Source organism: Nonomuraea thailandensis (assembly GCF_024172165.1).
Taxonomy (GTDB): Bacteria; Actinomycetota; Actinomycetes; order Streptosporangiales; family Streptosporangiaceae; genus Nonomuraea; species Nonomuraea thailandensis.
The window spans coordinates 7,202,324-7,224,879 of sequence record NZ_JAMZEB010000002.1; the positions used below are offsets into that span (position 1 = coordinate 7,202,324).

21 protein-coding genes are annotated in these 22,556 nt (G+C 72.9%); 6 read left to right on the plus strand and 15 right to left on the minus strand.

Annotated elements, in window-relative coordinates; translation table 11 throughout:
* Window positions 1-50: 50 nt before the first annotated feature.
* A complete protein-coding gene (locus tag HD597_RS36855; RefSeq protein ID WP_253748325.1) occupies window positions 51-716 on the minus strand; it encodes a lytic polysaccharide monooxygenase auxiliary activity family 9 protein in 666 nt (221 codons plus the stop codon).
* Window positions 717-1,014: 298 nt separating this feature from the next.
* Here HD597_RS36855 and HD597_RS36860 point away from each other — a divergent pair, with 298 nt between their 5' ends.
* The gene (locus HD597_RS36860) at window positions 1,015-1,590 is read left to right on the plus strand and encodes a Uma2 family endonuclease (RefSeq protein ID WP_253748327.1); all 576 of its coding nucleotides are present in this window, start codon (window positions 1,015-1,017) and stop codon (window positions 1,588-1,590) included.
* Between the two features lie 57 nt (window positions 1,591-1,647).
* Here HD597_RS36860 and HD597_RS36865 read toward each other — a convergent pair whose 3' ends face one another.
* The 3 genes from HD597_RS36865 to HD597_RS36875 are packed head-to-tail and all read right to left on the minus strand — an operon-like array spanning window position 1,648 to window position 4,600.
* Complete coding sequence (locus tag HD597_RS36865) at window positions 1,648-2,349, minus strand: response regulator (RefSeq protein WP_253748329.1); 702 nt, start codon at window positions 2,347-2,349, stop codon at window positions 1,648-1,650.
* Entirely contained in the window at window positions 2,319-3,437 is a 1,119-nt protein-coding gene (locus HD597_RS36870; RefSeq protein ID WP_253748331.1) for a hypothetical protein, read from the minus strand. Before HD597_RS36870 ends, HD597_RS36865 begins: the two co-directional genes overlap by 31 nt.
* Complete coding sequence (locus tag HD597_RS36875; RefSeq protein ID WP_253748333.1) at window positions 3,434-4,600, minus strand: sensor histidine kinase; 1,167 nt, start codon at window positions 4,598-4,600, stop codon at window positions 3,434-3,436. The genes HD597_RS36870 and HD597_RS36875 overlap by 4 nt, the downstream gene beginning before the upstream one ends.
* Window positions 4,601-4,914: 314 nt before the next feature.
* Between HD597_RS36875 and HD597_RS36880 the strand changes: the two genes are divergently transcribed.
* From HD597_RS36880 to HD597_RS36890, 3 genes are all read left to right on the plus strand, one after another.
* Window positions 4,915-5,670: a SpoIIE family protein phosphatase gene (locus tag HD597_RS36880; RefSeq protein ID WP_253748335.1), complete on the plus strand. Its 756-nt coding sequence runs from the start codon at window positions 4,915-4,917 to the stop codon at window positions 5,668-5,670.
* A 25-nt stretch (window positions 5,671-5,695) separates the two neighbouring features.
* A complete protein-coding gene (locus HD597_RS36885; RefSeq protein ID WP_253748338.1) occupies window positions 5,696-6,487 on the plus strand; it encodes an SAM-dependent methyltransferase in 792 nt (263 codons plus the stop codon).
* Between the two features lie 100 nt (window positions 6,488-6,587).
* Window positions 6,588-7,574 carry an endonuclease/exonuclease/phosphatase family protein gene (locus HD597_RS36890; RefSeq protein WP_253748340.1) on the plus strand — a complete coding sequence of 329 codons (987 nt, stop codon included), beginning with the start codon at window positions 6,588-6,590 and terminating at the stop codon, window positions 7,572-7,574.
* Window positions 7,575-7,622: 48 nt separating this feature from the next.
* Here the strand turns inward: HD597_RS36890 and HD597_RS36895 are convergent, their stop codons facing one another.
* The 9 genes from HD597_RS36895 to HD597_RS36935 form a co-directional block, all read right to left on the minus strand.
* Complete coding sequence (locus tag HD597_RS36895) at window positions 7,623-9,122, minus strand: glycoside hydrolase family 43 protein (protein ID WP_253748342.1); 1,500 nt, start codon at window positions 9,120-9,122, stop codon at window positions 7,623-7,625.
* A 2-nt stretch (window positions 9,123-9,124) separates the two neighbouring features.
* Complete coding sequence (locus HD597_RS36900) at window positions 9,125-11,503, minus strand: glycoside hydrolase family 3 N-terminal domain-containing protein (protein ID WP_253748344.1); 2,379 nt, start codon at window positions 11,501-11,503, stop codon at window positions 9,125-9,127.
* Window positions 11,504-11,746: 243 nt separating this feature from the next.
* Window positions 11,747-11,938, minus strand: a complete 192-nt coding sequence (locus HD597_RS36905) for a hypothetical protein (RefSeq protein WP_185108538.1) — start codon at window positions 11,936-11,938, stop codon at window positions 11,747-11,749.
* Between the two features lie 256 nt (window positions 11,939-12,194).
* On the minus strand, window positions 12,195-12,935 hold the full coding sequence (locus HD597_RS36910; protein WP_253748346.1) for a class I SAM-dependent methyltransferase: 741 nt from the start codon (window positions 12,933-12,935) through the stop codon (window positions 12,195-12,197).
* 157 nt (window positions 12,936-13,092) lie between these two features.
* Entirely contained in the window at window positions 13,093-14,115 is a 1,023-nt protein-coding gene (locus HD597_RS36915; RefSeq protein ID WP_253748348.1) for a LacI family DNA-binding transcriptional regulator, read from the minus strand.
* Window positions 14,116-14,174: 59 nt separating this feature from the next.
* Window positions 14,175-14,879, minus strand: coding sequence for a cupin domain-containing protein (locus tag HD597_RS36920; protein ID WP_253748350.1), 705 nt, complete (start codon window positions 14,877-14,879; stop codon window positions 14,175-14,177).
* The gene (locus HD597_RS36925; RefSeq protein WP_253748352.1) at window positions 14,876-15,778 is read right to left on the minus strand and encodes a DUF6807 domain-containing protein; all 903 of its coding nucleotides are present in this window, start codon (window positions 15,776-15,778) and stop codon (window positions 14,876-14,878) included. The genes HD597_RS36920 and HD597_RS36925 overlap by 4 nt, the downstream gene beginning before the upstream one ends.
* Window positions 15,775-16,869 (minus strand): Gfo/Idh/MocA family protein, encoded by a 1,095-nt coding sequence (locus HD597_RS36930; protein WP_253748354.1) that lies wholly within the window; start codon window positions 16,867-16,869, stop codon window positions 15,775-15,777. Before HD597_RS36930 ends, HD597_RS36925 begins: the two co-directional genes overlap by 4 nt.
* 196 nt (window positions 16,870-17,065) lie before the next feature.
* Window positions 17,066-18,088, minus strand: coding sequence for a LacI family DNA-binding transcriptional regulator (locus HD597_RS36935; protein ID WP_253748356.1), 1,023 nt, complete (start codon window positions 18,086-18,088; stop codon window positions 17,066-17,068).
* Between the two features lie 166 nt (window positions 18,089-18,254).
* Between HD597_RS36935 and HD597_RS36940 the strand changes: the two genes are divergently transcribed.
* Both HD597_RS36940 and HD597_RS36945 read left to right on the plus strand, forming a co-directional pair.
* Window positions 18,255-19,523 (plus strand): serine hydrolase domain-containing protein, encoded by a 1,269-nt coding sequence (locus HD597_RS36940; RefSeq protein ID WP_253748358.1) that lies wholly within the window; start codon window positions 18,255-18,257, stop codon window positions 19,521-19,523.
* A gap of 122 nt (window positions 19,524-19,645) precedes the next feature.
* On the plus strand, window positions 19,646-20,065 hold the full coding sequence (locus tag HD597_RS36945) for a hypothetical protein (RefSeq protein ID WP_253748360.1): 420 nt from the start codon (window positions 19,646-19,648) through the stop codon (window positions 20,063-20,065).
* Window positions 20,066-20,095: 30 nt separating this feature from the next.
* Here the strand turns inward: HD597_RS36945 and HD597_RS36950 are convergent, their stop codons facing one another.
* Together HD597_RS36950 and HD597_RS36955 are read right to left on the minus strand one after the other, a co-directional pair.
* Entirely contained in the window at window positions 20,096-21,124 is a 1,029-nt protein-coding gene (locus HD597_RS36950) for a phosphotransferase enzyme family protein (protein WP_253748362.1), read from the minus strand.
* A gap of 106 nt (window positions 21,125-21,230) precedes the next feature.
* A complete protein-coding gene (locus HD597_RS36955; protein WP_253748364.1) occupies window positions 21,231-22,445 on the minus strand; it encodes an amidohydrolase family protein in 1,215 nt (404 codons plus the stop codon).
* Window positions 22,446-22,556: the final 111 nt, after the last annotated feature.

A 22,556-nucleotide genomic window follows, 5' to 3' on the forward strand; every position in this document is an offset into this window, starting at 1 on the left:
CCCGCCGTGGCGCGTCGCCGGGCGGGGCCGCTCGCGGGCGGGGCGGCTAGCTAGCTGAAGTTCACGTCGCTGCAGAAGTAGTACGTCTGGTCCATGTGCGAGGCCTTCCACACCGTGAAGACGATGTGGCGGCCGGTGCGCGAGCCCTTGTTCAGGCCCGTGATCGGGTACGTGTTGGCGGGCGCGTACCTGGGCGTGGTGCGGACCAGCTCCAGGTGGTTCCAGCCGAGCCGCGTGGTCGTGGCGTCGTAACCCTGCCGGGTGATGTACACCAGGATGTAGTCGGCCCCGTGGTAGGCCTGGTCGGTGAGGCGGATGTCGAACGTGCCGCCGAGGTTCGTCGTCTTCCAGGCGCCGGGGGTGTCCATGGAGCGGTAGCGGCCGTCCTGCGTCTGGCCGGCGCTGCAGAGCTGGCCGTTGGGGATGACGCCCTGGTGGTTGCCGCCGACGCCGTCACGGTAGAGGCCGTTCCAGTTCCACATGGCGTTGGTGTTGTCCTGCCACGCCTGCCAGCACATGGGGTCCGACTGCTGCATGGTGGGGTTCTGGAAGTCGCTGCCCCAGCGCAGCCAGCAGCCGTAGTTGCGGGAGGCCGGGTCGACGACCGAGCCGTGCGCCGAGGCGGTGCCGGTCAGCGGGACGGTGAAGATCATCGCCAGGGACATCAGCAGGATCAGGGCGCGCTTCGCCCGGCGGGGTGGTGCTACTTGGGGCATGTGCGGTCTCCGTGTTCCGGTCGGGGTTCCGGTGGTGAGGAGCGCTCCCGGTGGGGGACGGTATCTGACCGGCGGGGCGGGGCCAAGTGAGGATGGTTGTCAGCGGCGGGCCGGGTGGGGTGGAGGTCCCCGCTGAACAGCGGAAAGGGCTTTCCGTGGATGGGTCACAGAGTTGAAAGTTTCAACCCGCCAGCAGTGCCAGTCCGTTGTGTAACGGTATCGAAACTTAGAGTGACGGGATGCGGGGAAGTAGCATGTGGGCGAGGGCGCGACTCCCGATACTGAGTGGGTGACCGCAATGGCAACGATCGAACCGAGCAGGACGCGCACTTTTCTTCCGAGTGGGCGGCCCTTCACGATCGACGACCTGCTCGCGATTCCTGACGACGGGAATCGCTACGAGCTCTTCAACGGGAGCCTACTGGTGAGCCCAGCCCCCTCTCGCGTGCACCAGCGCGTCGTCTACCGGCTGCAGCGTCTTCTGGATGACGCGCTACCGCCCGACCTCGAGCCGGTGGCGACCATCAACATGCGGGTGAGCGAGAAGGACTACTACATTCCGGACCTGGTCGTCCTGCCCATGGATCTGCCGGACAGCGACGGGCTCATGCACTCTCCGAAGGACATGCTTCTCGCGGTAGAGGTGGGCAGCCCGAGTACGAAGATGCGGGACGAGGACATCAAGGTCAAGGCGTACGCGCAGGCCGGTGTCCCCTTTTACTCGCGAGTGGAGCCAGACGAAGGGCCGACCCTCTACGTCTACGAACTCAACGGCGACCGATACAAGCCGCCGACCATGTACAAGGCCGGCACCATGACCGAGTTGTCAGAGCCGTTTCCCATGAGCTTCGACCTCACCCAGCTCGTCGAATAGACCTGGACCCCGGCTCTGCCGGCCCCCTCCTGCCGGGAGCACCGAGGTCCAGGAGCATCATTCCCGCTGGTCGGCGGGCGCCTGTGCGGCCAGTGAAGTGTAGACGGTCACCTCGTCAGGGCGGACCAGGCCGTCCTGGATGGCGCAGATGAGCAGCTTCTCCTTGGTGGGCGCGGGCCTTCCGGCCGCCGCGTATTTGACCCGCGCCCGGTCGATGTACTGCCGCACAGTCCGTTCCTTGATCCCCATGCGCGCCGCCACCGACGCCTTGGACATGGACTGGAACCAGTACAGCAGCGCCGCCCGCTCCTTGTCGGACAGCTGGGGCCGGTGGGGGCCCTCGTCGGTGGCGATGGCCTGGGCCATCGGGGGCGTGACGGTGGGCCGGTCGGCGGCCACCTCCAGGATCGTCTCCAGGCAGGACTCGCGGGTCGCGCGGCCCTTGCCGATGAAGGCCGAGGCGCCGGCGTCCAGCACCTTGCGGACGATCTCGGGCTCCTCGTGCTCGGAGAAGACGATCACGCGCTGCCCGCCCGCGCACAGCTCGGCGACCCGGTCCACCACCATGGTGCCGTTGAGGTTGAGGTCGAGCAGCAGCACGTCGGCGGCCGTGCCGCGGACCGACTCGATGGTGGGGCCCTGCACGACGAGCTCGACGGGGCTCGGCGGCCCGAACCACGACCGTACGCCGTCCACCACCACCTGGTGGTCCTCCACCAGGGCGACCGTCACCGGCCCTGCCAGATGCTGTTGACCCATACCTCACCTCCCAGCCGCTGGTAGCTGACGACGACCCCGCTGGCCTCCCGTACGGGGGTGGGGCTGATGGGCAGGTCGTCGTTGTCGGCCACGACCGCCACGCTCACCATGGTCGACATGGCGGACACGGTGACCCTGGCTCGGCTCCTGGCGCCGTCCAGTGCCCTGACGGGCGCCCTGAGCAGGTCCTCGCGCACGCCGTCCGGCAGCGCGGGCAGCCGTTCGCCGAACGGCGGGGCCGTCACGAGGACCTGCCGCCGCTCGGCGGCGTCGATGCGCTCGCGCAGCACCGAGACGAGCTCGTCCGGCACGTCCTCGCGCTCGGTGATGAGCCGCCGCAGGCGCATCGCGCCGGCCGTGCAGTCCTCGCGCACGCGCGGATCGCCGGGGTCGGCGCCGTTGGCGAGCTGGGTGAGCAGCGACTCGGCGACGTCGCGGATGGCCTCGTAGCGGCGCAGCCGGTCGGCGTGGATGCGCTGGGCGGACTCGCGCCAGGCGTCGTCGGCGGCGAGCTTGCGGGCCAGCAGCACGGTCTCCTCGGCGCGGGTGCGCAGCAGGTGGCAGCCCGCCATGTAGCCGAGCTGCATGGTGACGCCGCCGGCGATGACGACCAGGTACTTGGCGATGGAGACGCGGTCGAGCGAGCCCAGGACGGCCATGGCGGCCAGCATGATCCCGGCGTTCGCGGCGAGAAAAGCGATGATCTCGGTACGCCAGCGCGGCCGTCCCCAGGTCAGCATGACGCCGATCCAGCCGATGGAGCCCCAGCCCCAGTCGCTGATCCCGAGCAGCTCGCCGGGGCCGGAGGCCACGATCACCGCGACGTCCACGGCGAGGGCGGCCAGGGCGAGCCCCAGGATGCGGTCCGGGCCGCGGGAGGTGTTCGACAGGGTGAGCGCGCCGACCACGAAGATCGCGGAGTAGAGCACCCAGGCGGCGAGGGCGACCCACGGCCAGCGGAAGGAGCTCCAGCCGGTGAGGGTGACGGTGAGGTCGTAACCGAGGTGCCAGACGCCGGCGATGACGACCGCGCCGAGCGCGGTGTAGCGGGCGTAGCGGCGGGCGACCTGCTCGATCTCCTCGGTCATGGCCGCCACCACAGGCTCACGCGGGTGCCCCGGTCGCCGGAGGAGATCTCGGCGCCGCCGTTCGGCAGGGAGCGCATCGTGTCGAGGATCGAGCCGCGCACGCCGAACCGGTCGGGCGGTAAGCGGTGCTGGTCGAAGCCGCGGCCGGCGTCGGCGACCTCCACCACGATCTCGCCGTCGCGCCTGCTCGACGAGAGCTCGGCCACGTGGACGCCGGCGTGCAGGGCGACGTTCGCCAGGGCCTCGGTGACGGCCCGGGCGAACCGCTCGGCGACGTCTCCCGGGACGGTCTCGGGGACCAGGCTGCGGCGCACGTCCAGGCCGGCGGCCCGCCCTGCCACCTCGTCGAGCAGCGCGTCCAGGGCGATGGGGACGGAGCCGGCGTGCGGCTGGTCGCGCAGCTTCTCCAGCGCCGCCAGGTCGGTGGCGACCTGGTCGCGCAGGGTGGGCGACGGCTCGTCGTAGGTGCCGGCGCCGACCATGGTGAGCGTGTGCAGCGAGGTCTCGTGGATGCTGCCGACCTGGCGCAGCTCGTCCTCGCGGCGCAGCCGTTCCACCATGAGGGAGATCTCGGCGCGCGCGCTCTCGCGCAGGAAGGCGTCGGCCGAGGCGGCCGAGCGGCGCAGCAGCGTCATGAGCAGCACGATCGCGGTGAGCTGGACGAGGTGGATCCCGAGGGAGCCGTACACGTCGTGGGTGGGCGAGGCCAGCCGGACGCCGGCCGCGAACGCCGCGGCCACGGCGAGGCCGACGGGGATCGCCACGCTGGGCCGCCAGGTCACCCCGGCCATGACGACGGTCATCGTGACCAGCCCGTGCACCCAGCTCGACCCCGTGACGAGCGCCTCCATCGGCACGAGACGGACCTGCGCCAGGCAGAGCGCGACAGTGATGGCCACATCACCGGCCACCAGCCAGTGGGGCAGCAGTTCCTTGCGCCAGAACACGCGCATGTACAGGAGCGTCGAGACGAGGTGGACCAGCAGCATGGGCGCCAGCCACGCCGCGGAGACCGGCGCGACCGCCCCGAACAGGGCCGCGACGACCGCCACCGAGCCCACGGCGCTGCGCGCGCCCGCCCCCGTCCGCGCGACGGCCTTGGTCAGCTGCCTGGTGGCCGAGTCGTACCTCGTGTCGTGTCTCGTGGAGCCGGTGAGAGCCATGAGCCGTCCGCACGCGATCTGGGCACAGAATGGATCTCACGATAATGGCTAGAAGAGCATGCGAAAGGGTTTCTTCCGCGCATGTCGTGCTTTTTACGATGACGCGTGGCGTCGTGGGCCTCATTGTCGTCTTCCTCGGCTCTGCTGCGGTGGTCCCGCCCCCTCCGAACCCTGACCCGCGCCCCGCCCCGCGGCATGACGGCTGATCGGCCGTCAGGGTGCTACGACGGCCGAACGGCCGTCAGCCGCGTCCCTTCACGAGAGCGTGTACTAGGACGCGATGTGCCGCGGGGATCGCGGTGGGAGGGGACCTCATGACAGTGTTCGTGATCACGTTCCTGCTGGGCTGCCTGTCCGTGATGACGGTCAGGGGCCGGCAGGGGAACTGGCCGGCCGGGATGCCGGTGGCACGGCCGCGGCTGGTGGCGGTGGGGGGCACGTACGAGGGCGGGCAGGGGCGGCCGTCGGACGCGTACGTCGTCCAGGAGCGGTTGATCGCGGCGGCCCGGGGCGTGGGCGGCGGGGACGCCGCCCACGCGGCCGCCGCGCTGGCACTCGGCGCGGTCGTCGCGGCACGCCCGCAGCACGGCGACGAAGGGCTGGACGATTGCGCGCAGGCGGCGCACCGCGCCGTGCGGAACGCGGCCCTGCGCGACCCCGCCATGCCCGAGCTGGTCAGCACCCTGGACCTGGTCGTGCTGGAGCGGGCGGAGAACCCGCGGCTGCGCTTCGCGCACGTGGGCGACGGCGAGATCTGGCACTGCCCGAAGGGCGGGGAGCCGCACCGGCTGACGACGCCGCACGTGTTCGGCGAGGGCCCGCCGCTGCGCGGGGTCGGCCTGCCGCCGGCGCTGAACCCGGAGACCGGCTCCGTGGCGCTGCGCCCCGGAGACCGCGTGGCGATCGTCACCGAGGGGGCGGTCAAGGCGCTGGGCACGGCGCGGATGAGGGAGCTGTTCACCGGAGGCGCCTCGCCGGCGGCCTGCCTGGACCGGATGTACGACGAGATGGCCGCCGTGGAGCCGAAGGGCGACGCGACGGTGATCATCGCCGAATTCGTGACGGCGTGACAGTCGCCTGACTTAAGATCGCCGTGTGACCGCACCACACGGCATCAACCCGAACATTCCTCACTCCGCCCGGGTCTACGACTACTGGCTCGGCGGCAAGGACAACTTCGAGGCCGATCGCCGGGTGGCCGAGCAGACCATGGCCGCGGTGCCGGGGATCCGCGAGAGCGCCAGGAACAACCGGGCCTTCCTCGGCCGGGCGGTGCGCCACCTGGCCGACCTCGGCGTGCGGCAGTTCCTCGACCTGGGCACCGGCATCCCCAGCCAGGGCAACACCCACGAGGTCGCGCAGGAGCGCGCGCCGGAGTCGCGGGTGGTCTACGTCGACAACGACCCGATCGTGATGGCACACGCCAGGGCCCTGCTGACCAGCACGCCCGAGGGCCGGACGGCCTACATCGAGGCCGACGTCCGCGAGCCGCGCTCGATCCTGGAGCACCCCGACGCGCTGGCCACCCTCGACTTCACCCAGCCGATCGCGCTGGTCATGGTCGCGATCCTGATGCACATCCCCGACGCCGACGACCCCGGGCGGCTGGTCAAGACGTACGCGCAGGCCCTGCCGCCGGGCAGCTACCTGGTGCTCAGCCACCTGACGCTCGACCTCATCCCGCGGCAGGTGGCCGACGACTACCTGAAGGCCACCGGGTCGCAGGCGATGCACCGCACGCCGCGGACCGGCGAGCAGATCGCCCGCTACTTCGAGGGGTTCGACCTGGTCGAGCCCGGCCTGGTGGCGGTCTCCAAGTGGCGCGACGAGCCGCTCTTCCCCGACGAGGCGGCCTGGATGTACGCCGGCGTGGGCCGCAAGCGCTAGCCGCGAACCTGAGCGCCTTCACAGGTAGCGTCGCGCTCTCCTTCCCCGAGCCGTTTAAGGTGCAAGCTGTGTATCGGATCGGGGACGACAGGACCGCGGCGTGAGCACGGCGGTCGGCATCGAGCAGGCCTCGGCCGGCGACCGGCCGCGGCCGAGGCGGCGCAGGCGGTGGTTCTCCTGGACGGTCGCCGTTCTGCTGGCCCTGTGGGCCGTCGTCAGGGCCGGCGGCTGGGAGCAGGGCACGCTCCTCGCGCAGCTCGTGACCGTGACGCCGTACGGCGCGGCGCTGGCGGCGCTGACCGCGCTCGTGGCGCTGCTGCGACGCAACCGCTGGGCGGCGCTCGTCGCCGCGCTCGCGTGCGTGGCGATGGTCGCGGTCGTGGCGCCGCGGACGTTCGCCGCGGAGCAGCCCGCGGCCGGCGGGCCGGTGCTGCGGGTGCTGACGATCAACCTCTTCACCAAGGGTGACGCGCAGGCCGTGGTGGACCTCGTGCGCCGCCACGACGTCGACGTGCTCAGCGCCCTGGAGCTGACCTACGACGGGGCCGAGCTGCTGGACGCGGCCGGGTTGAAGCAGCTCATGCCGCACCGGGTGCTGCAGCCGGCGGCCGACGCGATCGGCAGCGGCATCTACTCCAGGCACCCGGCGACGGAGCTGACCGGCCTGTTCGAGGCGATCGGGCACAACATGCCGGCCGCCGCCGTGACGCTGCCCGGGGGCGGCAAGGTGGAGTTCGTCGCCGTGCACCCGAGACCGCCTCTGGGGCCCAAGGAGGCGGAGTGGAGCGCCGCACTGCGCGCCCTTCCCCCGGCCTCGCCGTCGGTGGTGCGGGTGCTGGCCGGCGACTTCAACGCCACCCTCGACCACCGGCCCTTCCGCGACCTGCTGGCCCGCGGGTACGTGGACGCGGCCGAGCAGGTGGGCAAGGGGCTGACGCCGACGTGGCCGAGCTCCCGGGCCATCCCGCCGATCATCGCCATCGACCACGTGGTGGCGGACCGGCGGGCGGCGGTGAACCGGGTGGAGATCCTGAACGTGCCCAGCACCGACCACCGCGCCGTCTTCGCCGAGCTGCGCCTGCCCTGACCCGCGCCGGGCGGACCCGCCGCCCGGCCGTGCCCGCGCGGTGCCCCGCTAGGCGGCGGGCTCGTGGTCGAACCAGTCGAAGGCGACGCTGCCGGCCGTGACGTACATGCCGGCGACCCGCCCGGTGAAGCCGCCGGCGACCTGTGTGGCGACGTACCGGCCGTCGAGCTCGGCGAGCACCTGCCCGTCCACGGAGAAGGCGATCGTGTCGGGACCGCCCGCGCCGACGCCGAGCGGCTCGGCCGCCGGGGCGGTCACGGAGGGCGGGAGCAGGTCCGTCGTACGGAAGGCCAGGGTGAGCGTGACGGGCCCGGCAGGCACCGGCCGCTCGGCCACGCACTGCCGCACCGGCCCGATGCGGGCGATCACCCGGGCCGTTCCGTCGCCCACCTCCAGGTCGTAGTGGTGGGCCTCGTCCATGCGGACCGACAGCCCGCCCGTGCCGGACCCCGGGTCGAGGCGGGCGCTGACGCGGCAGTCAGGATGTTGCTGACGGCGGCCGACGAACGTGCACCCGGGCCGGTCGAGCGTCGGGCCGGTGGCGTGCAGGGTGAGCGAGCCGGGGCGTTCCGTCAGCGACCAGGAGCCCTCGGGGCGGGTGCGGGGCGAGATCCAGTGCGGGGCCAGCGCGCCGGCGTCGAAGTCGTCCCGCGACGGCGCCGGCGGGAACGGGTGCCAGGCGGCGGGCGCCGGATGCCGTTCGAGCACCGGGCCCGCGACGGGCCAGCCGTCCCGCCACTCGACCGGCACCAGGAACGTCTCCCGCCCCAGCACGTGGAAGCCCGGGGTGTGACCGCGCGGCCGGGTGCCGAGCAGCACCATCCACCACGTCCCGTCGGCGGCCTCCACCAGGTCGGCGTGGCCGGTGCTCTGGATCGGCAGGTCGGTGCTGCGGTGGGACAGGATCGGGTTCGCCGGCGCGGGCTCGAACGGGCCGCGCGGCGAGCGGGCGCGCGCGATCGAGACGGCGTGCCCCCGGTCGGTGCCGCCCTCGGCGATCATCAGGTACCACCACTCGCCGACGTGGTAGAGGTGCGGCGCCTCGGGCCACTGCAGCCCGGTGCCCGACCAGGTCGGGAACGGCCCCTCCACCACCTTGCCCGTCTCCGGGTCGATGCGGGCCAGGTTCACCCCGGAGGTGGCGCACCAGCACGAGCCGTCCTCGTCCCACGCCAGGTCGGGATCGACGCCCGGCAGGTCGATCCAGACCGGGTCGGACCACGGGCCCTCGGGGCGATCGGCGCTGACGATGAAGTTGCCGCGGTCGCTCACGTTCGTGCCGACCAGGTGGAACCGGCCGTCGTGGTGGCGCAGCGTGGGCGCGAAGACGCCGCCCGACGCCGCGGTCGCGGGCGGGAGCCTGAGCTGCTCCGGCCGGTCCAGCACGTTGCCGATCTGCCGCCAGTGCACCAGGTCGCGGCTGTGGAAGATCGGGATGCCGGGGAAGTACTCGAAGCTGGAGCAGGCGAGGTAGTAGTCCTCGCCGACCCGGCACACGCTCGGGTCCGGGTGGAAGCCGCCGAGCACCGGGTTGTCGTAGGTCCGCACGTTCAGCCCTCCAGGAGGCGGGTTCGGGTGGTGAGGCGCCGCGGGCCGCGCAGCTCGCGGGTGTCGCCGGTGAGCCGGATGACCTGGCGCAGCGGCGGCTCGTCCGCGGACGGGCCGGCGGAGAGCGTGACGAGCCCCGGCTCGACGATGCGGCGCAGCTCGGCGCCGGTGTAGGAGAACGCGTCCGCGGGCACGCCGAACGCCACCGCGCGGCTCTCCCCCGGCGCCAGCGCCACCCGCGCGAAGCCGATGAGCTGGAGGGCGGGCCTGGCGACCTGCGCGACCGGGTCGGTGGCGTAGAGCTGCACGACCTCCTCGGCGGGCCTGTCGCCGGCGTTGCGCACGGTCACCGACACCTCGATCTCGCCGTCCACGGGGTATTCGGCGAGGTCGGTGGTCATGGCGACGTACTCGATGGGCGCGTACGACAGCCCGTGCCCGAACGCGTACGCCGGGGTCGGGTCGAGCGCCGTGATGCCCTCGGCCTTCCTGCCCAGGGGCGGCTGCAGGTAGGTGGAGGGGTTGATGGCGGGCGAGGCGGGGATCTGGACGGGCAGCCGGCCCGACGGGTTCACCCGGCCGCTGAGCACGCCGGCCAGCGCCGCGCCGCCCTCCACGCCGGGGAAGAACGCCTGGATCGCCGCCGCGACCCGGTCCTTGTACGCCCCCAGCGCGTACGGCCGCCCCGACACCACCACCAGCACCGTCGGCGTGCCGGTGGCCAGCACCGCCTCGACCAGGTCCGGCTGGAGGCCGGGCAGCCGCAGGTCCGCCGCGTCGCAGCCCTCGCCGGAGGTGCCGCCGCCGAACAGCCCGGCCCTGTCGCCGACGAACAGCAGCGCCAGGTCGCACCCGGCGGCCAGCTCCGCCGCCGGCCCGATGCCCGACCGGTCGTCTCCCGTCACGTCGGCCCCGATCGCGTGGCGCAGCTCGGCGTGCGGGAACTCGGCCGCCAGCCGTTCCCTGACGGAGGGGATCGGCAGGCCCATGCCGTGCTCGGGGTAGCGGTCGAGCACGTGGTTGGGGAAGGCGTAGCAGCCCAGCAGCGTGCGCGGGTCGTCGGCGCACGGCCCGATGACCGCGACGCGGGAGGTGGTGGCCGGGTCGAGGGGCAGGACGCGGGCGGGGTTGCCGAGCAGGACGATGGAACGTTCCGCGACGGTGGCGGCGAGGCGGCGGTTGCGCGGGCTGTCCAGGTCCAGCTCGTCGGCGGTGCCGGGGACCGGAGAGGGGGCCTGGCGGGCACCGTTGCCGTCGGTCCGCGGGAGTGCGGCCGGGTCGCCGTCGAGGAGGCCGAGCTCGATCTTCTGCCGCAGCACCCGCCGCACCGAGTCGTCCACCAGCGCCTCGGCCAGCCGCCCCGCGCGGACGTGGTCCACCAGGTGCTCGCCGTAGGCGTGGGTCTCGGGCAGCTCCACGTCGATGCCCGCGAGCATGGCCAGCGCACCCGCCGCCGGCAGGTCCTCGGCCACCCCGTGCATGGACGCCAGGAACGGGATCGCCCAGTAGTCGGCGACCACCGTCCCCTCGAAGCCCCACTCCTCGCGCAGCAGGCGGCGCAGCAGGTGCGGGTTCGCGCCGACCGGCAGGCCGTCGAGGTCGGCGTAGGAGTTCATCACCGAGCGCGCCCCGCCCTCGCGCAGCGCCGTCTCGAACGGCGGCAGGATCACGTCGGCCAGCTCCCGCGGCCCGATGCTGACCGGCGCCTGGTTGCGGCCCGCGCGGGAGGCGGCGTATCCGGCGAAGTGCTTGAGCGTGGCGATGACCCCGGCGCCCTCCAGGCCGCGCACGTACGCCGCGCCGAGCTGCCCCACCAGGTACGGGTCCTCCCCCAGCGTCTCCTCGACCCGCCCCCACCGGTAGTCGCGCACCACGTCCAGGACGGGTGAGAGCCCCTGGTGCACCCCGGCCGCGCGCAGGTCGGCGCCGATCGCCGCGGCCAGGCGCTCGATCAGGCCGGGGTCGAAGGTGGCCGCCCAGGCCAGCGGCGTCGGGTACGCGGTGGCCCCGTACGTGGCGAACCCGGTCAGGCACTCCTCGTGGGCGATCGCCGGGATGCCGTGCCGGTTGGCGGCCATCACCTGCTCCTGCAGGGAGCGCAGGCGGGCCGCGCCCTCGGCGGGGCTCAGCGGCGCGGTGCCGTAGACGCGGGTGAGGTGGCCGAGCCCGTAGCGCAGCCGCTCCTGCATGCCGCCGTCCACCGCGAAGCGGTCCTGAAGGGGCGCGACGTTGCCGGGCTCGCCGCTCTGCACCCAGACGGCGCCGAGCTGGGCCGCCTTCTCCTCCAGGGTGAGCTCGGCCAGCAGGCTCTCCACCCGCTCCCCGGTCGTACGGGCGGCGTCCCGCCAGGGCGCGAGGCCCGGCACGTTGACAGATGTCATGGTTGCGACCTTCGAGAGATTCATCCCGATCATTAAGCCGGGACTTTAGGTGTCACCCGCAGGCTCGTCAAGAATATTTCGAAGACGTACCGAAAATTTCGGGATCGCCTTTCTGGAAGACGGAAAACGACCTTCGGCGTGCCCGTTGATCAGGCAACTCACTCAGTCGCCTTCGGTGAAACTTTCAGGAAACGGAAGCGCCCGCCCCCTTACGGGGAGCGGGCGCCGTCGTGCTGCGGAAGGTCAGGCCACGTTGCTCTCCTCGGCCTGGCGGTTGAGCGTTTCGAGGTCGAACGCGCCGGACTTGACGGCCGCGGTGAACGCCTCCCAGTCACGGCGAGGAACTTCCAGCACCGTGTCCGGGTTGTCCGCGTGGATGACCTCCACGTGGTCGTTGATCCGCTTCGCCGCGACGCGGCTGGCGTCGTGTGACATCTGCAGCACTCCTCTCGGTGTACTTGCGGGCTCCGCCCCGGTCACCCGTTCGCAGGAGGACCGGGGCGGTTGCGGGCAGCCTCGCATCCCGGTGAGCGATCGGCCAGGGGTATGACGGCCGAACCGGGTGAGGAAATCCCATCCGGAGATGACGATCTTTAGACCTCAGTGGTAGAAACGCCGCCCGCCGGGGCGTGCACACCGGTCATAAGGGGGCGAGTGGCACACCCGTCACGGACGTCCGCGGCCTCCCGGGTCAGCGGGCGACGGCCAGGAGGGCGAAGCGGCGGGCGGTGGCCTTCAGGGGGCGGCCCCGGGCCATGTCGTCGTGGACGGCGCGCAGCCGGTCCTCGTACGCGGCCACGTCGAAGCCGGGCACCTGCCACGAGACGACGCGCAGGAACAGCACGAGCGCGCCGATGTCGTGGAACGTGGTGGTGAAGGACGCCTCCTCACCCCAGGTGATCTCCAGGTCGTCCAGGGCGGCCGTCGCCGAGGCGAGGTCCCAGGCGTGGTGCGGATGCGGGGGGCCGCCGAGCGCGACGTTGAGCTCCTCCAGGTCGCGCCCGGACACCTGCTGGGTGAGGTACCTGCCGCCGGGGGCGAGCAGGCGGCGGAGCTCGGCCGGGTCGCAGGACTCGTGGCGGTTGAGCACGAGGTCGAAGGAGGCGTCGGGGAACCGGCGGGTGTCCTCGGCGACCTCGACGCCCAGCGGCTCCAGGCGGGCCCTGGCGATCGGCAGGTTGGGGGCGTACCCCTCGGTGGCCGCCGCGCGCGGGGGCAGCGGGGCCAGGGAGACCAGCAGCTCGCCGCCGCCCGTGCCCAGGTCGAGGAGGGAGGCGGCGTGCCTCAGGTGCTCGCGGGCCAGTCGCTCGTAGTCCCAGGGCAGCTCGCCTTCGTAGGTGACGCGGTCGCGGAGGAGGGTGAAGTCCCAGCCTTCGAAGGGGGTCGCCTGCGCCTGGCGGATCAGCTCCTCGAAGTCCATGCTCGCGATCATGCCGCATCTCCGCGACGGCTCGCACCGCGATTCATCCGCGATGCCGGCCGACGCGCGCCCGAGAGGCGGCCCGATGCCGCCCGACGCGCCCGAGAAGTGGCCCGATGCCGCCCGACGCGCCCGAGAAGTGGCCCGATGCCGCGGCGAACGCGTGCGCTCACGCCCGCGGCGGGGTGCTCTCGCGCAGGACGACGGTGGCCGGGAGGCGGATCTCCTCCGGGGCGTCGTCCGACAGCGCCAGCCGCATCGCGCTCAGCCCCGCCTCGCGCAGCGGCACCGCCACCGACGTCAGCGCGGGCACGACGTCCACCGTCGAGGCGATGTCGTCGAAGCCCGCCACCCCGATGTCCCTGCCCGGCAGCACACCGGCGTCGCGGAAGGCGGTCATCGCGCCGATCGCCATCACGTCGTTGACCGCGAACACCGCCTCCACGTCCTCGAACCCCCGCTCCACCAGCCGCCGCGCCGCCTCGTGGCCGCCCTCGCGGGTGAAGCCGGTCTCGACGGCGACCACGCTCCCGGCCCCGTCCAGTCCGGCCAGGAACCCTTCGTGGCGATCGCGGGAGGTGCGCAGCGCGGGCGGGGCGTGGAAGACGGCGAAGCGCCGGTAGCCCGCGCCGAGAAGGGCGCGGGCCAGGCCGGCGGAGCCGCCGTGGTCGTCGATGGTGACGGTGCCGAACGGCAGGTCGCGCTGGCTGATCAGGACGGCCCGGCCCCCTGCCGTCCGGTACGCCGTGAGCTCGTCGACGAGCTCGTCCCTGGTGCCGGCCCCGTCGATGCGGCTGCCGGTGACGATGATCACCCGCGGCCGCCTCCCCCGCAGGGTCCTGACGAGCTCCAGCTCCCGCTCCGGCGAGCCGCCGGCCACCGCCATGGTGACGATGAGCCCGGCCTCCTCCGCCGCCTGCCCGACGCCGGCGGCGATGGAGGAGAAGTACGGGTCGGCCACGTCGCGCACCACCAGCGCGACGGTCCTGGTCGAGCCCTTGGCGATGGCCTGGGCCGACAGGTGCGGCTCGTAGCCGAGGCGGGCCGCCGCCGCGCGCACCCGGTCGGCGTTCTCCGCCCTGACGGTGCGCGAGCTGCCGTTGAGCGCGCGGGAGGCGGTGGCGACGGACACCCCCGCCTCCCGGGCGACGTCGTGCAGGGTGGGCGCGGGCCCCTCGTCCATGGCGGTCATTTTGTCACCACGCGCGGCGATCCGCTGCGCGTCGCGCCTGCCTCGCCCACCGGCGAGGATCAGCGCACCACTGGGTCGGCGACGTCGTGGGCGCGCAGATGGCCGCACATGCCCCAGCGCTCCTGCGGCGGGCTCTCCATCAGGGCGGACTCCTGGAGGTGCGCGCCGTCGCCGCGCGCCAGGGCGTCGAGGATCCCGGCGGTGCGGCGGGCCTGCTCGGCGACCGTCGACTCCCAGATGCCCCGCCACCCCGCCACCTTGGGCCTGACCAGGGCGACGGCGCTGTCGTAGAAGCGCCGCAGCGCCTCGGGGCCACCCTCGGCCAGCCGGTGGAAGCCGTCCACGGCCAGGTCCCGCCGCCGCGCGACCGCCGCCTCGACGTCCACCGCCGGGAGCGTCGCGGCCTCGCGATAGCGCTCGGCGTCGGCGACGACCTCCGGCGGGAACGTCATCACCGCGTCCCCCGCCTCCGGCAGCCCGGCGTTCGACATCACGACCACGACCTCCAGCCCGCCCCCCTGATCGGCACGGTTGACCGCGCGGTGAATGGTGCCGGGCGTGAACCACACGGTCGAGCCGGGGCCGAGCTCCGTCTCCTTGAGCCCGTTCACGTCGAGCGTCTGCAGCGTGCCGCGCCCGCCGATCACCACGTACGCCTCGGTGGAGGCCGTGTGCAGGTGCGGCGTGCCGCCCTCCAGGCCGTCGGCGCAGGCCCCGGTGTAGACGGTCAGCCGGCTGATCGAGGTGCCCCCGGGGAAGGTCATCCCAGTGCGTCCCTGCCGTGCTGGGCCAGCAGTGCCGAGCCGTCCTCGCCCCGGTCGCCGTCGGCGATCACGACCGCGTACCGGAAGCGCATGGTCTCGCCGTCGGGCAGCGGCACCTCCTCGCTGAAGAACGGCGCCGGGTTCAGGCAGGCGAACTGCTGGGTGCGGGCGAACCACTGCGGCGGGTGCTGCGGGTTGGCGGTGTGGTCGACCATGACGATCGTCGAGCTGTCGCCGGTCTCGTCGTGCCTGCCGCGGAAGCCGAACCACTCGGCGCGCCGGCCGCGCAGCTCGTCGCCGCCCGCCCCGTCCGGCGACTGGATGACGCCGTCGGTGAACGAGCGGGGGCCGCGCCAGAACAGGCCGCCGTAGCCGGCGTTCTCGCGGCCCTTGGTCGTCGGGGAGCCGAAGTCGACGGTGGCGCCGGAGACGTTCGTCATGGCCGTCTCGAAGACCAGGACCCAGGTGGCGTCGTCGACCAGCGTCGTGGTCAGCGCGCGCCGCTCCTCGATGACGGGCGCGCCGTCCTGGGCGGTCCAGCCGAGCGCGTGCCCGATCTCGGCCCGGTCGGGGCCGGCCGTGAGGGTGGTCATCTCGCGGTGGGTGGCGCTGCCGTTGTTGTCGAGCTGGACGTACTCGCCCGCCACGTACGTGGGCCCGCCCCAGAAGTTGTGCTCGCCCACGCACGGCAGCGACCAGGCGATGCCCTTGTGCCAGACGTGGTCGTGCGGCCGGAACAGCGACACCAGCCGGCCGCCGCGGGTGCGGATCGGGTGCAGGTACGGCTTCGGCGACTCCAGCACCGGCGTGTCGGGGCGGTAGACGTAGGTGAACAGCTCGACGTCCGCCGCGCTGACCGCGACCGACCGGCCGAGCGCGTGATTGACCTGCAGGGTCACTGGTTCTTCCTCCAAGGGGCGCCCGTGCCGTCCATGCGCAGGGCGAACGGGTTGTCTGCGGTGATCTGCCCGGCCCGTACGCGCTCGCCGGTGAAGGCGGAGGCGTACAGGGCGGCGATGAACTCCATCGTCCGCCGGGCGTCGGCGGTGCCGACCGGCGGCGCCTGGCCCTGGTCGAGCGCGTCGAGCACGGCCGCCAGCCAGCCGCTGTGGCCGCTGGAGGCGCTGCTGCGGTCCTGGCCCCACAGCTCGGTCAGGGCGTCCTGGCCGGGAGCGGGGGTGATCGTCCAGTCGTCGTCGGTGTAGCCGTACAGGTGCTCGACCTCGACCGTGGCGTGCTCGTAGTCGAAGCGCAGCTCGGAGGTCTGCCGCGGGGACAGCACGGAGTTGACGACGGTGGCGGCGGCGCCGCTCTCGAACGTCACCAGCGCCATCGACACGTCCTCGGTGTCCACGTCGCGCGCCTGCCGCACGGCCACGGCCGTGACCTCGCTCCACGGCCCGAGCACCGACAGCAGCAGGTCGAACTGGTGGATGCCGTGCCCCATCGTGGGCCCGCCGCCCTCCGACTCCCAGGTGCCGCGCCACGGGACCGCGTAGTACGCCTCGTCCCGGTACCACTGCGTGACGCAGGTGGCCAGCAGCGCGCGCCCCAGCCTGCCCTCGCCGGCCAGCCGCCGCAGCCGTACGGCGCCCGCGCCGAAGCGGTGCTGCAACACCGTGGCGACGTGCGCGGTGGAGCGCGCCTCCGCCTCGATCAGGGTGTCGAGCTCGGCCAGCGACAGCGTCGGCGGCTTCTCCACCAGCGCCGTCACCCCGGCGTCCAGGCAGGCCAGGGCGAGCGGGGTGTGCAGCGCGGGCGGGGTGCACAGGTGCGCGAAGTCCAGGTCCTGCGCGGCCAGCAGCTCCTCGGCGCTCCCGTACGCGTGCGGCACGCCGTACTTGGCGGCGAACTCGCGGGCCCGCCCGGCGTCCACGTCGGCCACGGCGACGAGCTCGGCCCGGCCGCCGGAGGCCTGCACGGCCTGGGCGTGCGCGTGGGCGATGCCGCCGGTGCCGATGATCGCGGCCCGGTATGTGCGTTGAGACAAGGTGGTCCTTCGCTTCGAGGGGGTTTCGAGGGGGTTCGAGGAGGAGGGATCGGGCGCCGTCGGTCCCGGCCTGCGCGGGAAAACGTATTCCGCAGTCTGCATCGCCCTTCGTACGAGCGTCAAGGGCGCTCTCGCGGACGCCGAGGAGGTTGCCGAGAGGATTACGGGCGCCGGCGCGGTCGCGGAAGCGGGACGGTTACGGACGCCGGCGCGTGCTGTCGCGGACGATCAGCCGGCCTTCCAGAATCAGGCGCCGGGGAGCGTCCGACTTTTCCAGCGCGAAACGAATCGCCCGCACTCCCCATTGCGCGAGCGGCAGCGCCACGGTCGTCAGTCGCGGCGTCACGTCGGAGGCCAGCGGAATGTCATCGATTCCCGTCACGGAAACGTCGTCGGGCACCCTGAGCCCGGCTTCCCGGAAACCCGACAGCGCGCCGATCGCGAGCGTGTCATTGGTCGCCAGAACCGCCTGCCCACCAGCGATTCCCTCGGCGGCCAGCCGCCGCGCCGCGTCGAATCCGCCCTGCCGGCCGACGGGGCAGGGAATGACCCGGATATCGCGCTCGGCGACGCCTCCGGCCCGCAGTCCTTCGGCGAATCCGGCCGTGCGCTCGGCCATGTTGCGCATTTCCGGGCCGCCGGTCAGAATCACCGCCCGGCGGTGCCCGGTCTCGGCGACGAACGCGCCCATCGACCGCCCGGCGGCGTGATTGTCGAGGTTGATGGAATCGTAGGTCATGTCCGTATGACCGACGATCACGACCCGGCCGCCCTCGCGCTCGTAGGCGGCCAGTTCCTTCGCCAGCCGCTCGTCGTCGAGGTAGCGGCTCGACGTGAGCACGAGCGCGCGCGGGCGCAATGACCGCAGCACGCGGACGGTCTCCGCCTGCCGCTCGGTGGCGGCCATGGTGGACGACACCGTGACGAACGCCCCCGCGTCGCGGGCCTCGTGCTCCATCGCGGCCACCACCATGCCCATCGACGGCGTGGTGAGGTCGTCGGCCACGAGCGCGATCGAGTCGCCGGCCCGGCGCATCGCCCTGGCCGAGGCGTCCATCGTGTACCGCAGGGCCGCCGCCGCGGCCAGCACGCGGGCCTCGTACTCGGGGGCCACCTTCCTGGAGCTGCCGCCCAGGACCCGGGAGGCGGTGGCGACCGAGACGCCGGCCGCCGCGGCCACGTCGTGCAGCGTGACCGTGGGCCGCGCCGCGTGGGGCATCCGCAGTGTCCTTCCCGAGAGCGAGCCGGCCGCCGATGAGCCCGGCAATGCAGCGTACTGTCATTCCCGGCCCCTGACCGGCCCGCAGCCCGGATGACACCTGTCATGGACAGCGAATGACACGCACAACTGACCATGAGTGCGCCGTTTCCGGGATGCTTGCGGCATGAAGATGCGAGTGTCTGGAAAGAGCACCTCCCGCCGCCTCGCGGCCGCCGTGATGACGCTCGGCGTGCTGATCGCCGCGGCCCCCGCGCCCGCCGCCGCGGACACCGGGCTCGACCGGCAGGCCCTGCGGCAGGGGCTGAACGCCGTGCACGAGGCGGGCATGTTCGGCATCTACTCCCAGGTACGCGACGGCTCACAGACGTGGCAGGCCGCCTCCGGCGTGGCCGACGTCGCCACGGGCCGTCCCGTGCAGCCCGGCATGGTGCACCGGGTGGGCAGCATCACCAAGACGTTCACCTCGGTGGCCGTGCTCCAGCAGGTCGCCCGCGGCGCCGTCGAGCTCGACGCCCCGATCGGCCGCTACCTGCCGGACGTGGTGCCCGGCGAGCGCGGCGAGCGGATCACCGTACGGATGTTGCTCAACCACACGAGCCACATCGCCGACCACGTGCCCTACGCGTTCCCCTCGCTGATGCAGGGCTCGGCGCAGAGCCTGGACGACAACAGGTTCCGCGTCTTCACCCGCGCGGAGCTGGTGCGGCTCGGTGTCGACGCCACCCCGACCGGCGAGCCGGGCGCCACCCCCGGCATCTACTCCAACACCAACTACCTGGTCGCCGGCCTGCTCCTGGAGAAGGTGACGGGCGTGGGAGCCGAGGAGTACATCACCCGCAACGTCATCAGGAAGGCCGGCCTGCGGCACACGTCGTTCCCGCGCACGCCGCACATCCCGGGCCCGAACTCCAGGGCGTACGAGTCGATGTTCGGCTGGTTCGACCCGCCCCGCGACTACAGCGTCTACAGCCCCACCTGGATCTCCACGGCGGGCGCGATGGTCTCCACGATGGACGACCTCAACCGGTTCTACCGGGCGCTGCTGCGGGGCGAGCTGATCGGCGCGGCGGAGCTGGCCGAGATGAAGAAGACGGTGCCCGTGCTGGCGGGCGGCGTGCTGAACTACGGCCTCGGCCTCTACTACTCCGACCTGCCCTGCGGCCGGTTCTGGGGGCACAGCGGCGGTGTCTTCGGGATGGGCACGGAGTCGATGACCAGCGAGGACGGCGTCCGCCAGCTCTCCATGGGGGTCAACCGCACGAAGTACCAGACCGTGGACGAGAACGGCAACGTCGTGCTGCACCCGATCGACTACGCCAGCATCGACTACTTCCTGCTGGCCACGTGCGGTCAGAGCGCCGGCGCGCAGACCAGGGCCGCGCAGCCGTCGTACGTCCCGTTCGCGGTGGATCGGGTGTCGGTCAAGCGCTGAGGTGTGTCGCTGATCACCACTGATGTGTGGATTCCTCCACAGAGGATCGCTTGTGGTCTCCGTAATGTCCCTGCTGCCGGAACAAACCCCGGCAGCACTGACAAGGGGGAGGAAACCCGATCATGCGTAAGACCCTCACGATCGCCGCTCTGGCCGGTTCGATGGCCGTCACCGGCCTGGCCCTGAGCCCCGCCGCCGCGCAGGCGGCCACGCCGGCCGCCACCACCGCTTCGGCGAGCACCGTCACGCTCGTCAAGTGGGGCAAGTTCTTCTCCAGCGACCACAAGGCCTACACCTACGGCAAGACCTGGAACTCGGGCGGCAAGGTGTTCACGAAGTGGTACGGCGTGGACAAGACCGGCGGCAAGAAGGCCTGGGTGTGGTTCGAGTACTACCAGAACGGCTCCTGGCACAAGTTCAACAAGGCCTGGGACGGCAAGGTCGTCGGCGCCTGGAGCGGCAAGGGGATCAAGAAGGTCTACACGTTCACCTGCTGGGCCGGCAAGTTCGACAACTGCGGCAAGAAGTACCGCATCTACTAGTCGTCGCGCGGGGCTGAGGCGGTGGGGGCCTCAGCCCCGCCCATCGAGCGCGGCCAGCGCCCCGGCGAGCTGCCGGGGCGCCGGCATGATGCGCAGGGCCTCGTCGATCTCCAGCTCCGCCCATGCGCGGTGCCGGGGCTCGGCCCGGGGGTCGGTCGCGATCCGGGTCTGGAGCAGCAGGAAGTTCAGGCGGGACGCGACGAGCATCGAGAAGTCGGCCACCGCCCCGATGCGGCCGGGACCGCCCTCGCGCCGGTACGCCGCGTACATGCGGCACATGGCGGCCAGGTCGGGGGCCGGGTCGCTGAACCAGTCGAACAGAGCCCTGGCCAGCTCCCGCCCCGGCGCGGCCGGGCCGAGCCCGTCCCAGTCGACGACCACCAGCGTGCCGTCCCGATCGGCCAGCACGTTGCCGGGGTGCAGGTCGCGGTGGCAGAGGATCAGCTCGCCGGGAGCCGGTGGGGTGGTCGTCGCGCACAGCTCGGGCGCCGCCGCCAGCCGTTCGCGCAGCGGCCCCGCCCAGGCCGCCCCTGAGGCCGTCGCCTGCTCCCACTCGTGGAGGGCGGGCGGGCGGTGGTACCAGGGGGCGGGCGGCTCGCCGCCGGGCTCCGCGGTCGCGGGTGGCGCGCAGCGGTGCAGGCGGGCGAGCAGCGTGCCGAGCCGGTCCGGGGTGGCGGGCGCCGCCAGGTCGACCGGGGTCAGGTCGAGCCAGTCGTACAGGCGCAGCCACGTCCCTGCCGGCGTCCGCGCCAGGTAGCGGCCGCGCAGGTCGGGATGGCCGGCGGGCGAGCGCACTCCCGCCTCGGCCGCCCGGCGCGCGAACGCGAGCTCCGCCGCGACCAGCGCCTCCGGTGGCGGCTCGCCGAAGATCTCCTTCAGCGCGTAGACGGCTCCCCCGGTCTCCACCCGCCGGATCTGCCCGAGCGCGCCCCGGCGCGGCTCGCCCACCGCGACGCCGTCACCCCATCCGAACGCCTCGCGGGCGTACGCCATCAGCTCCTCCACCATGACGCACAGCGTCCACCCGGGACGGCGGCAGGGGAAGCCGATCCTCGGCACTCACCCCACCGCCGCGCGGAGAGGTCCGGCACGCAGCGCCCGCCCTGCTGCCGGGCAAGAGGCCGGCACGCAGCGCCCGCCCTGCTGCCGCGCAAGAGGCCGGTGCTCAGTGCTCGGCCTGGCGCACGCCGCGCCGCCACACGCCGGCGACGGCGCGGGTGGCGGTGATGTCGGTGGTCGGGTCCCCGTCCACGAGCAGCAGGTCGGCCCGCAGCCCGGGGGCGATCCGGCCGCGGTCGGCGAGCCCGAAGCAGCGTGCGGTGACACCGGTCGCGGCGGCCAGCGCCTGCTCGGCCGTGAGACCGGCCTCGGTCAGCAGCAGCAGCTCGCGGTGGAAGCCCGCCCCGTGCACCGGCCCGAACGGCGTCGCGTCCGTGCCCGCCAGCACCGGCACGCCCGCCCGCAGCAGCGCCAGCGCCGAGCGGGAGGCGTTGACCACGCCGGCCGAGTGCATGGGCACGTCGGTGATCTCCAGGTCGAACGTGGCCTTCGACCGCTCCGACATCCGCCCGGCCATCCGCGGGTCCCGCAGCAGCTCGCCGCCGCCGGTGCCGCCGGTGACCGCCTCGATGTAGACGATCGTGCTGATCACGAACGCGTCGTACGAGGCGATCCTGGCCGCCGTCTGCTCGGCCTCCTCCTCGGGGACGTCCGTGTAGAGGTGCGCCAGCCCGTCCACGCCGGCGTCCAGGGCGATCAGCGCCTCCCTGGCGGTCACCGTGTGGGCGATGACCTTGAGGCCGGCGGCGTGCCCGGCCTCCACCAGGACGGCGGCGAGCTCGGGGCTCAGGACGGGGAGGTCCATGCCGGACACCGCCCCGTCGTCCACGGCGATCTTCAGGTAATCCGCCCCCTCCGCCAGCCTGGCCTCCACGAACGCCCTGGCCTGGCCGGCGTCGGCGACCGTGTCGAGGCCCGTGCCGGAGTCGCTGCCGAGGGCCCGCAGCAGGTCCGGCGTCATGAGCTGGCTCGGGTGCCCGCCCGGCGCGGTGGCGATCATGCTGGAGCTGCGCAGGTCGGCCATGTCGTCGCGCCCGGCGGCCAGCCTGCGCTGGGCGGCCAGGATGGGCGGCAGGTTGTTCATCTCCAGCTCGGTGGTGACGCCGAACTTCAGCGCCTCGGCGAGGTCGCCGTCGTAGGCGTGCGTGTGGGCGTCGATGAGGCCGGGCAGCAGGGTCCTGCCGGCGCCGTCCACCTCCACGTCCACGTGCCCCGGGCCGTCGCCCGGCTCCGCGATGCGGTCGCCGTCGATCAGCACGTCGGCGCCGGGCACGGTCCGCTCGCCGTCGAAGACGCGGACGTTCCTGATCAGAGTGCGCATGGTTCTTCCCATCGAGATAGTTAGACGTCGAACCAACTTGATTCCACCCAGAATAGTACGACATCTAACTATCTGGCGCGCGAGAAGAGGGCCGCCGTCACGGGGACGGCG

Excerpts from the sequence above, each read along its gene's own strand:
- HD597_RS36855 (WP_253748325.1), bottom strand. The coding sequence starts at position 716 with ATGCCCCAAGTAGCACCACCCCGCCGGGCGAAGCGCGCCCTGATCCTG.
- HD597_RS36860 (WP_253748327.1), top strand. The coding sequence starts at position 1,015 with ATGGCAACGATCGAACCGAGCAGGACGCGCACTTTTCTTCCGAGTGGG.
- HD597_RS36865 (WP_253748329.1), bottom strand. The coding sequence starts at position 2,349 with ATGGGTCAACAGCATCTGGCAGGGCCGGTGACGGTCGCCCTGGTGGAG.
- HD597_RS36870 (WP_253748331.1), bottom strand. The coding sequence starts at position 3,437 with ATGACCGAGGAGATCGAGCAGGTCGCCCGCCGCTACGCCCGCTACACC.
- HD597_RS36875 (WP_253748333.1), bottom strand. The coding sequence starts at position 4,600 with ATGGCTCTCACCGGCTCCACGAGACACGACACGAGGTACGACTCGGCC.
- HD597_RS36880 (WP_253748335.1), top strand. The coding sequence starts at position 4,915 with ATGACAGTGTTCGTGATCACGTTCCTGCTGGGCTGCCTGTCCGTGATG.
- HD597_RS36900 (WP_253748344.1), bottom strand. The coding sequence starts at position 11,503 with ATGACATCTGTCAACGTGCCGGGCCTCGCGCCCTGGCGGGACGCCGCC.
- HD597_RS36905 (WP_185108538.1), bottom strand. The coding sequence starts at position 11,938 with ATGTCACACGACGCCAGCCGCGTCGCGGCGAAGCGGATCAACGACCAC.
- HD597_RS36910 (WP_253748346.1), bottom strand. The coding sequence starts at position 12,935 with ATGATCGCGAGCATGGACTTCGAGGAGCTGATCCGCCAGGCGCAGGCG.
- HD597_RS36915 (WP_253748348.1), bottom strand. The coding sequence starts at position 14,115 with ATGACCGCCATGGACGAGGGGCCCGCGCCCACCCTGCACGACGTCGCC.
- HD597_RS36920 (WP_253748350.1), bottom strand. The coding sequence starts at position 14,879 with ATGACCTTCCCCGGGGGCACCTCGATCAGCCGGCTGACCGTCTACACC.
- HD597_RS36935 (WP_253748356.1), bottom strand. The coding sequence starts at position 18,088 with ATGCCCCACGCGGCGCGGCCCACGGTCACGCTGCACGACGTGGCCGCG.
- HD597_RS36940 (WP_253748358.1), top strand. The coding sequence starts at position 18,255 with ATGAAGATGCGAGTGTCTGGAAAGAGCACCTCCCGCCGCCTCGCGGCC.
- HD597_RS36945 (WP_253748360.1), top strand. The coding sequence starts at position 19,646 with ATGCGTAAGACCCTCACGATCGCCGCTCTGGCCGGTTCGATGGCCGTC.
- HD597_RS36955 (WP_253748364.1), bottom strand. The coding sequence starts at position 22,445 with ATGCGCACTCTGATCAGGAACGTCCGCGTCTTCGACGGCGAGCGGACC.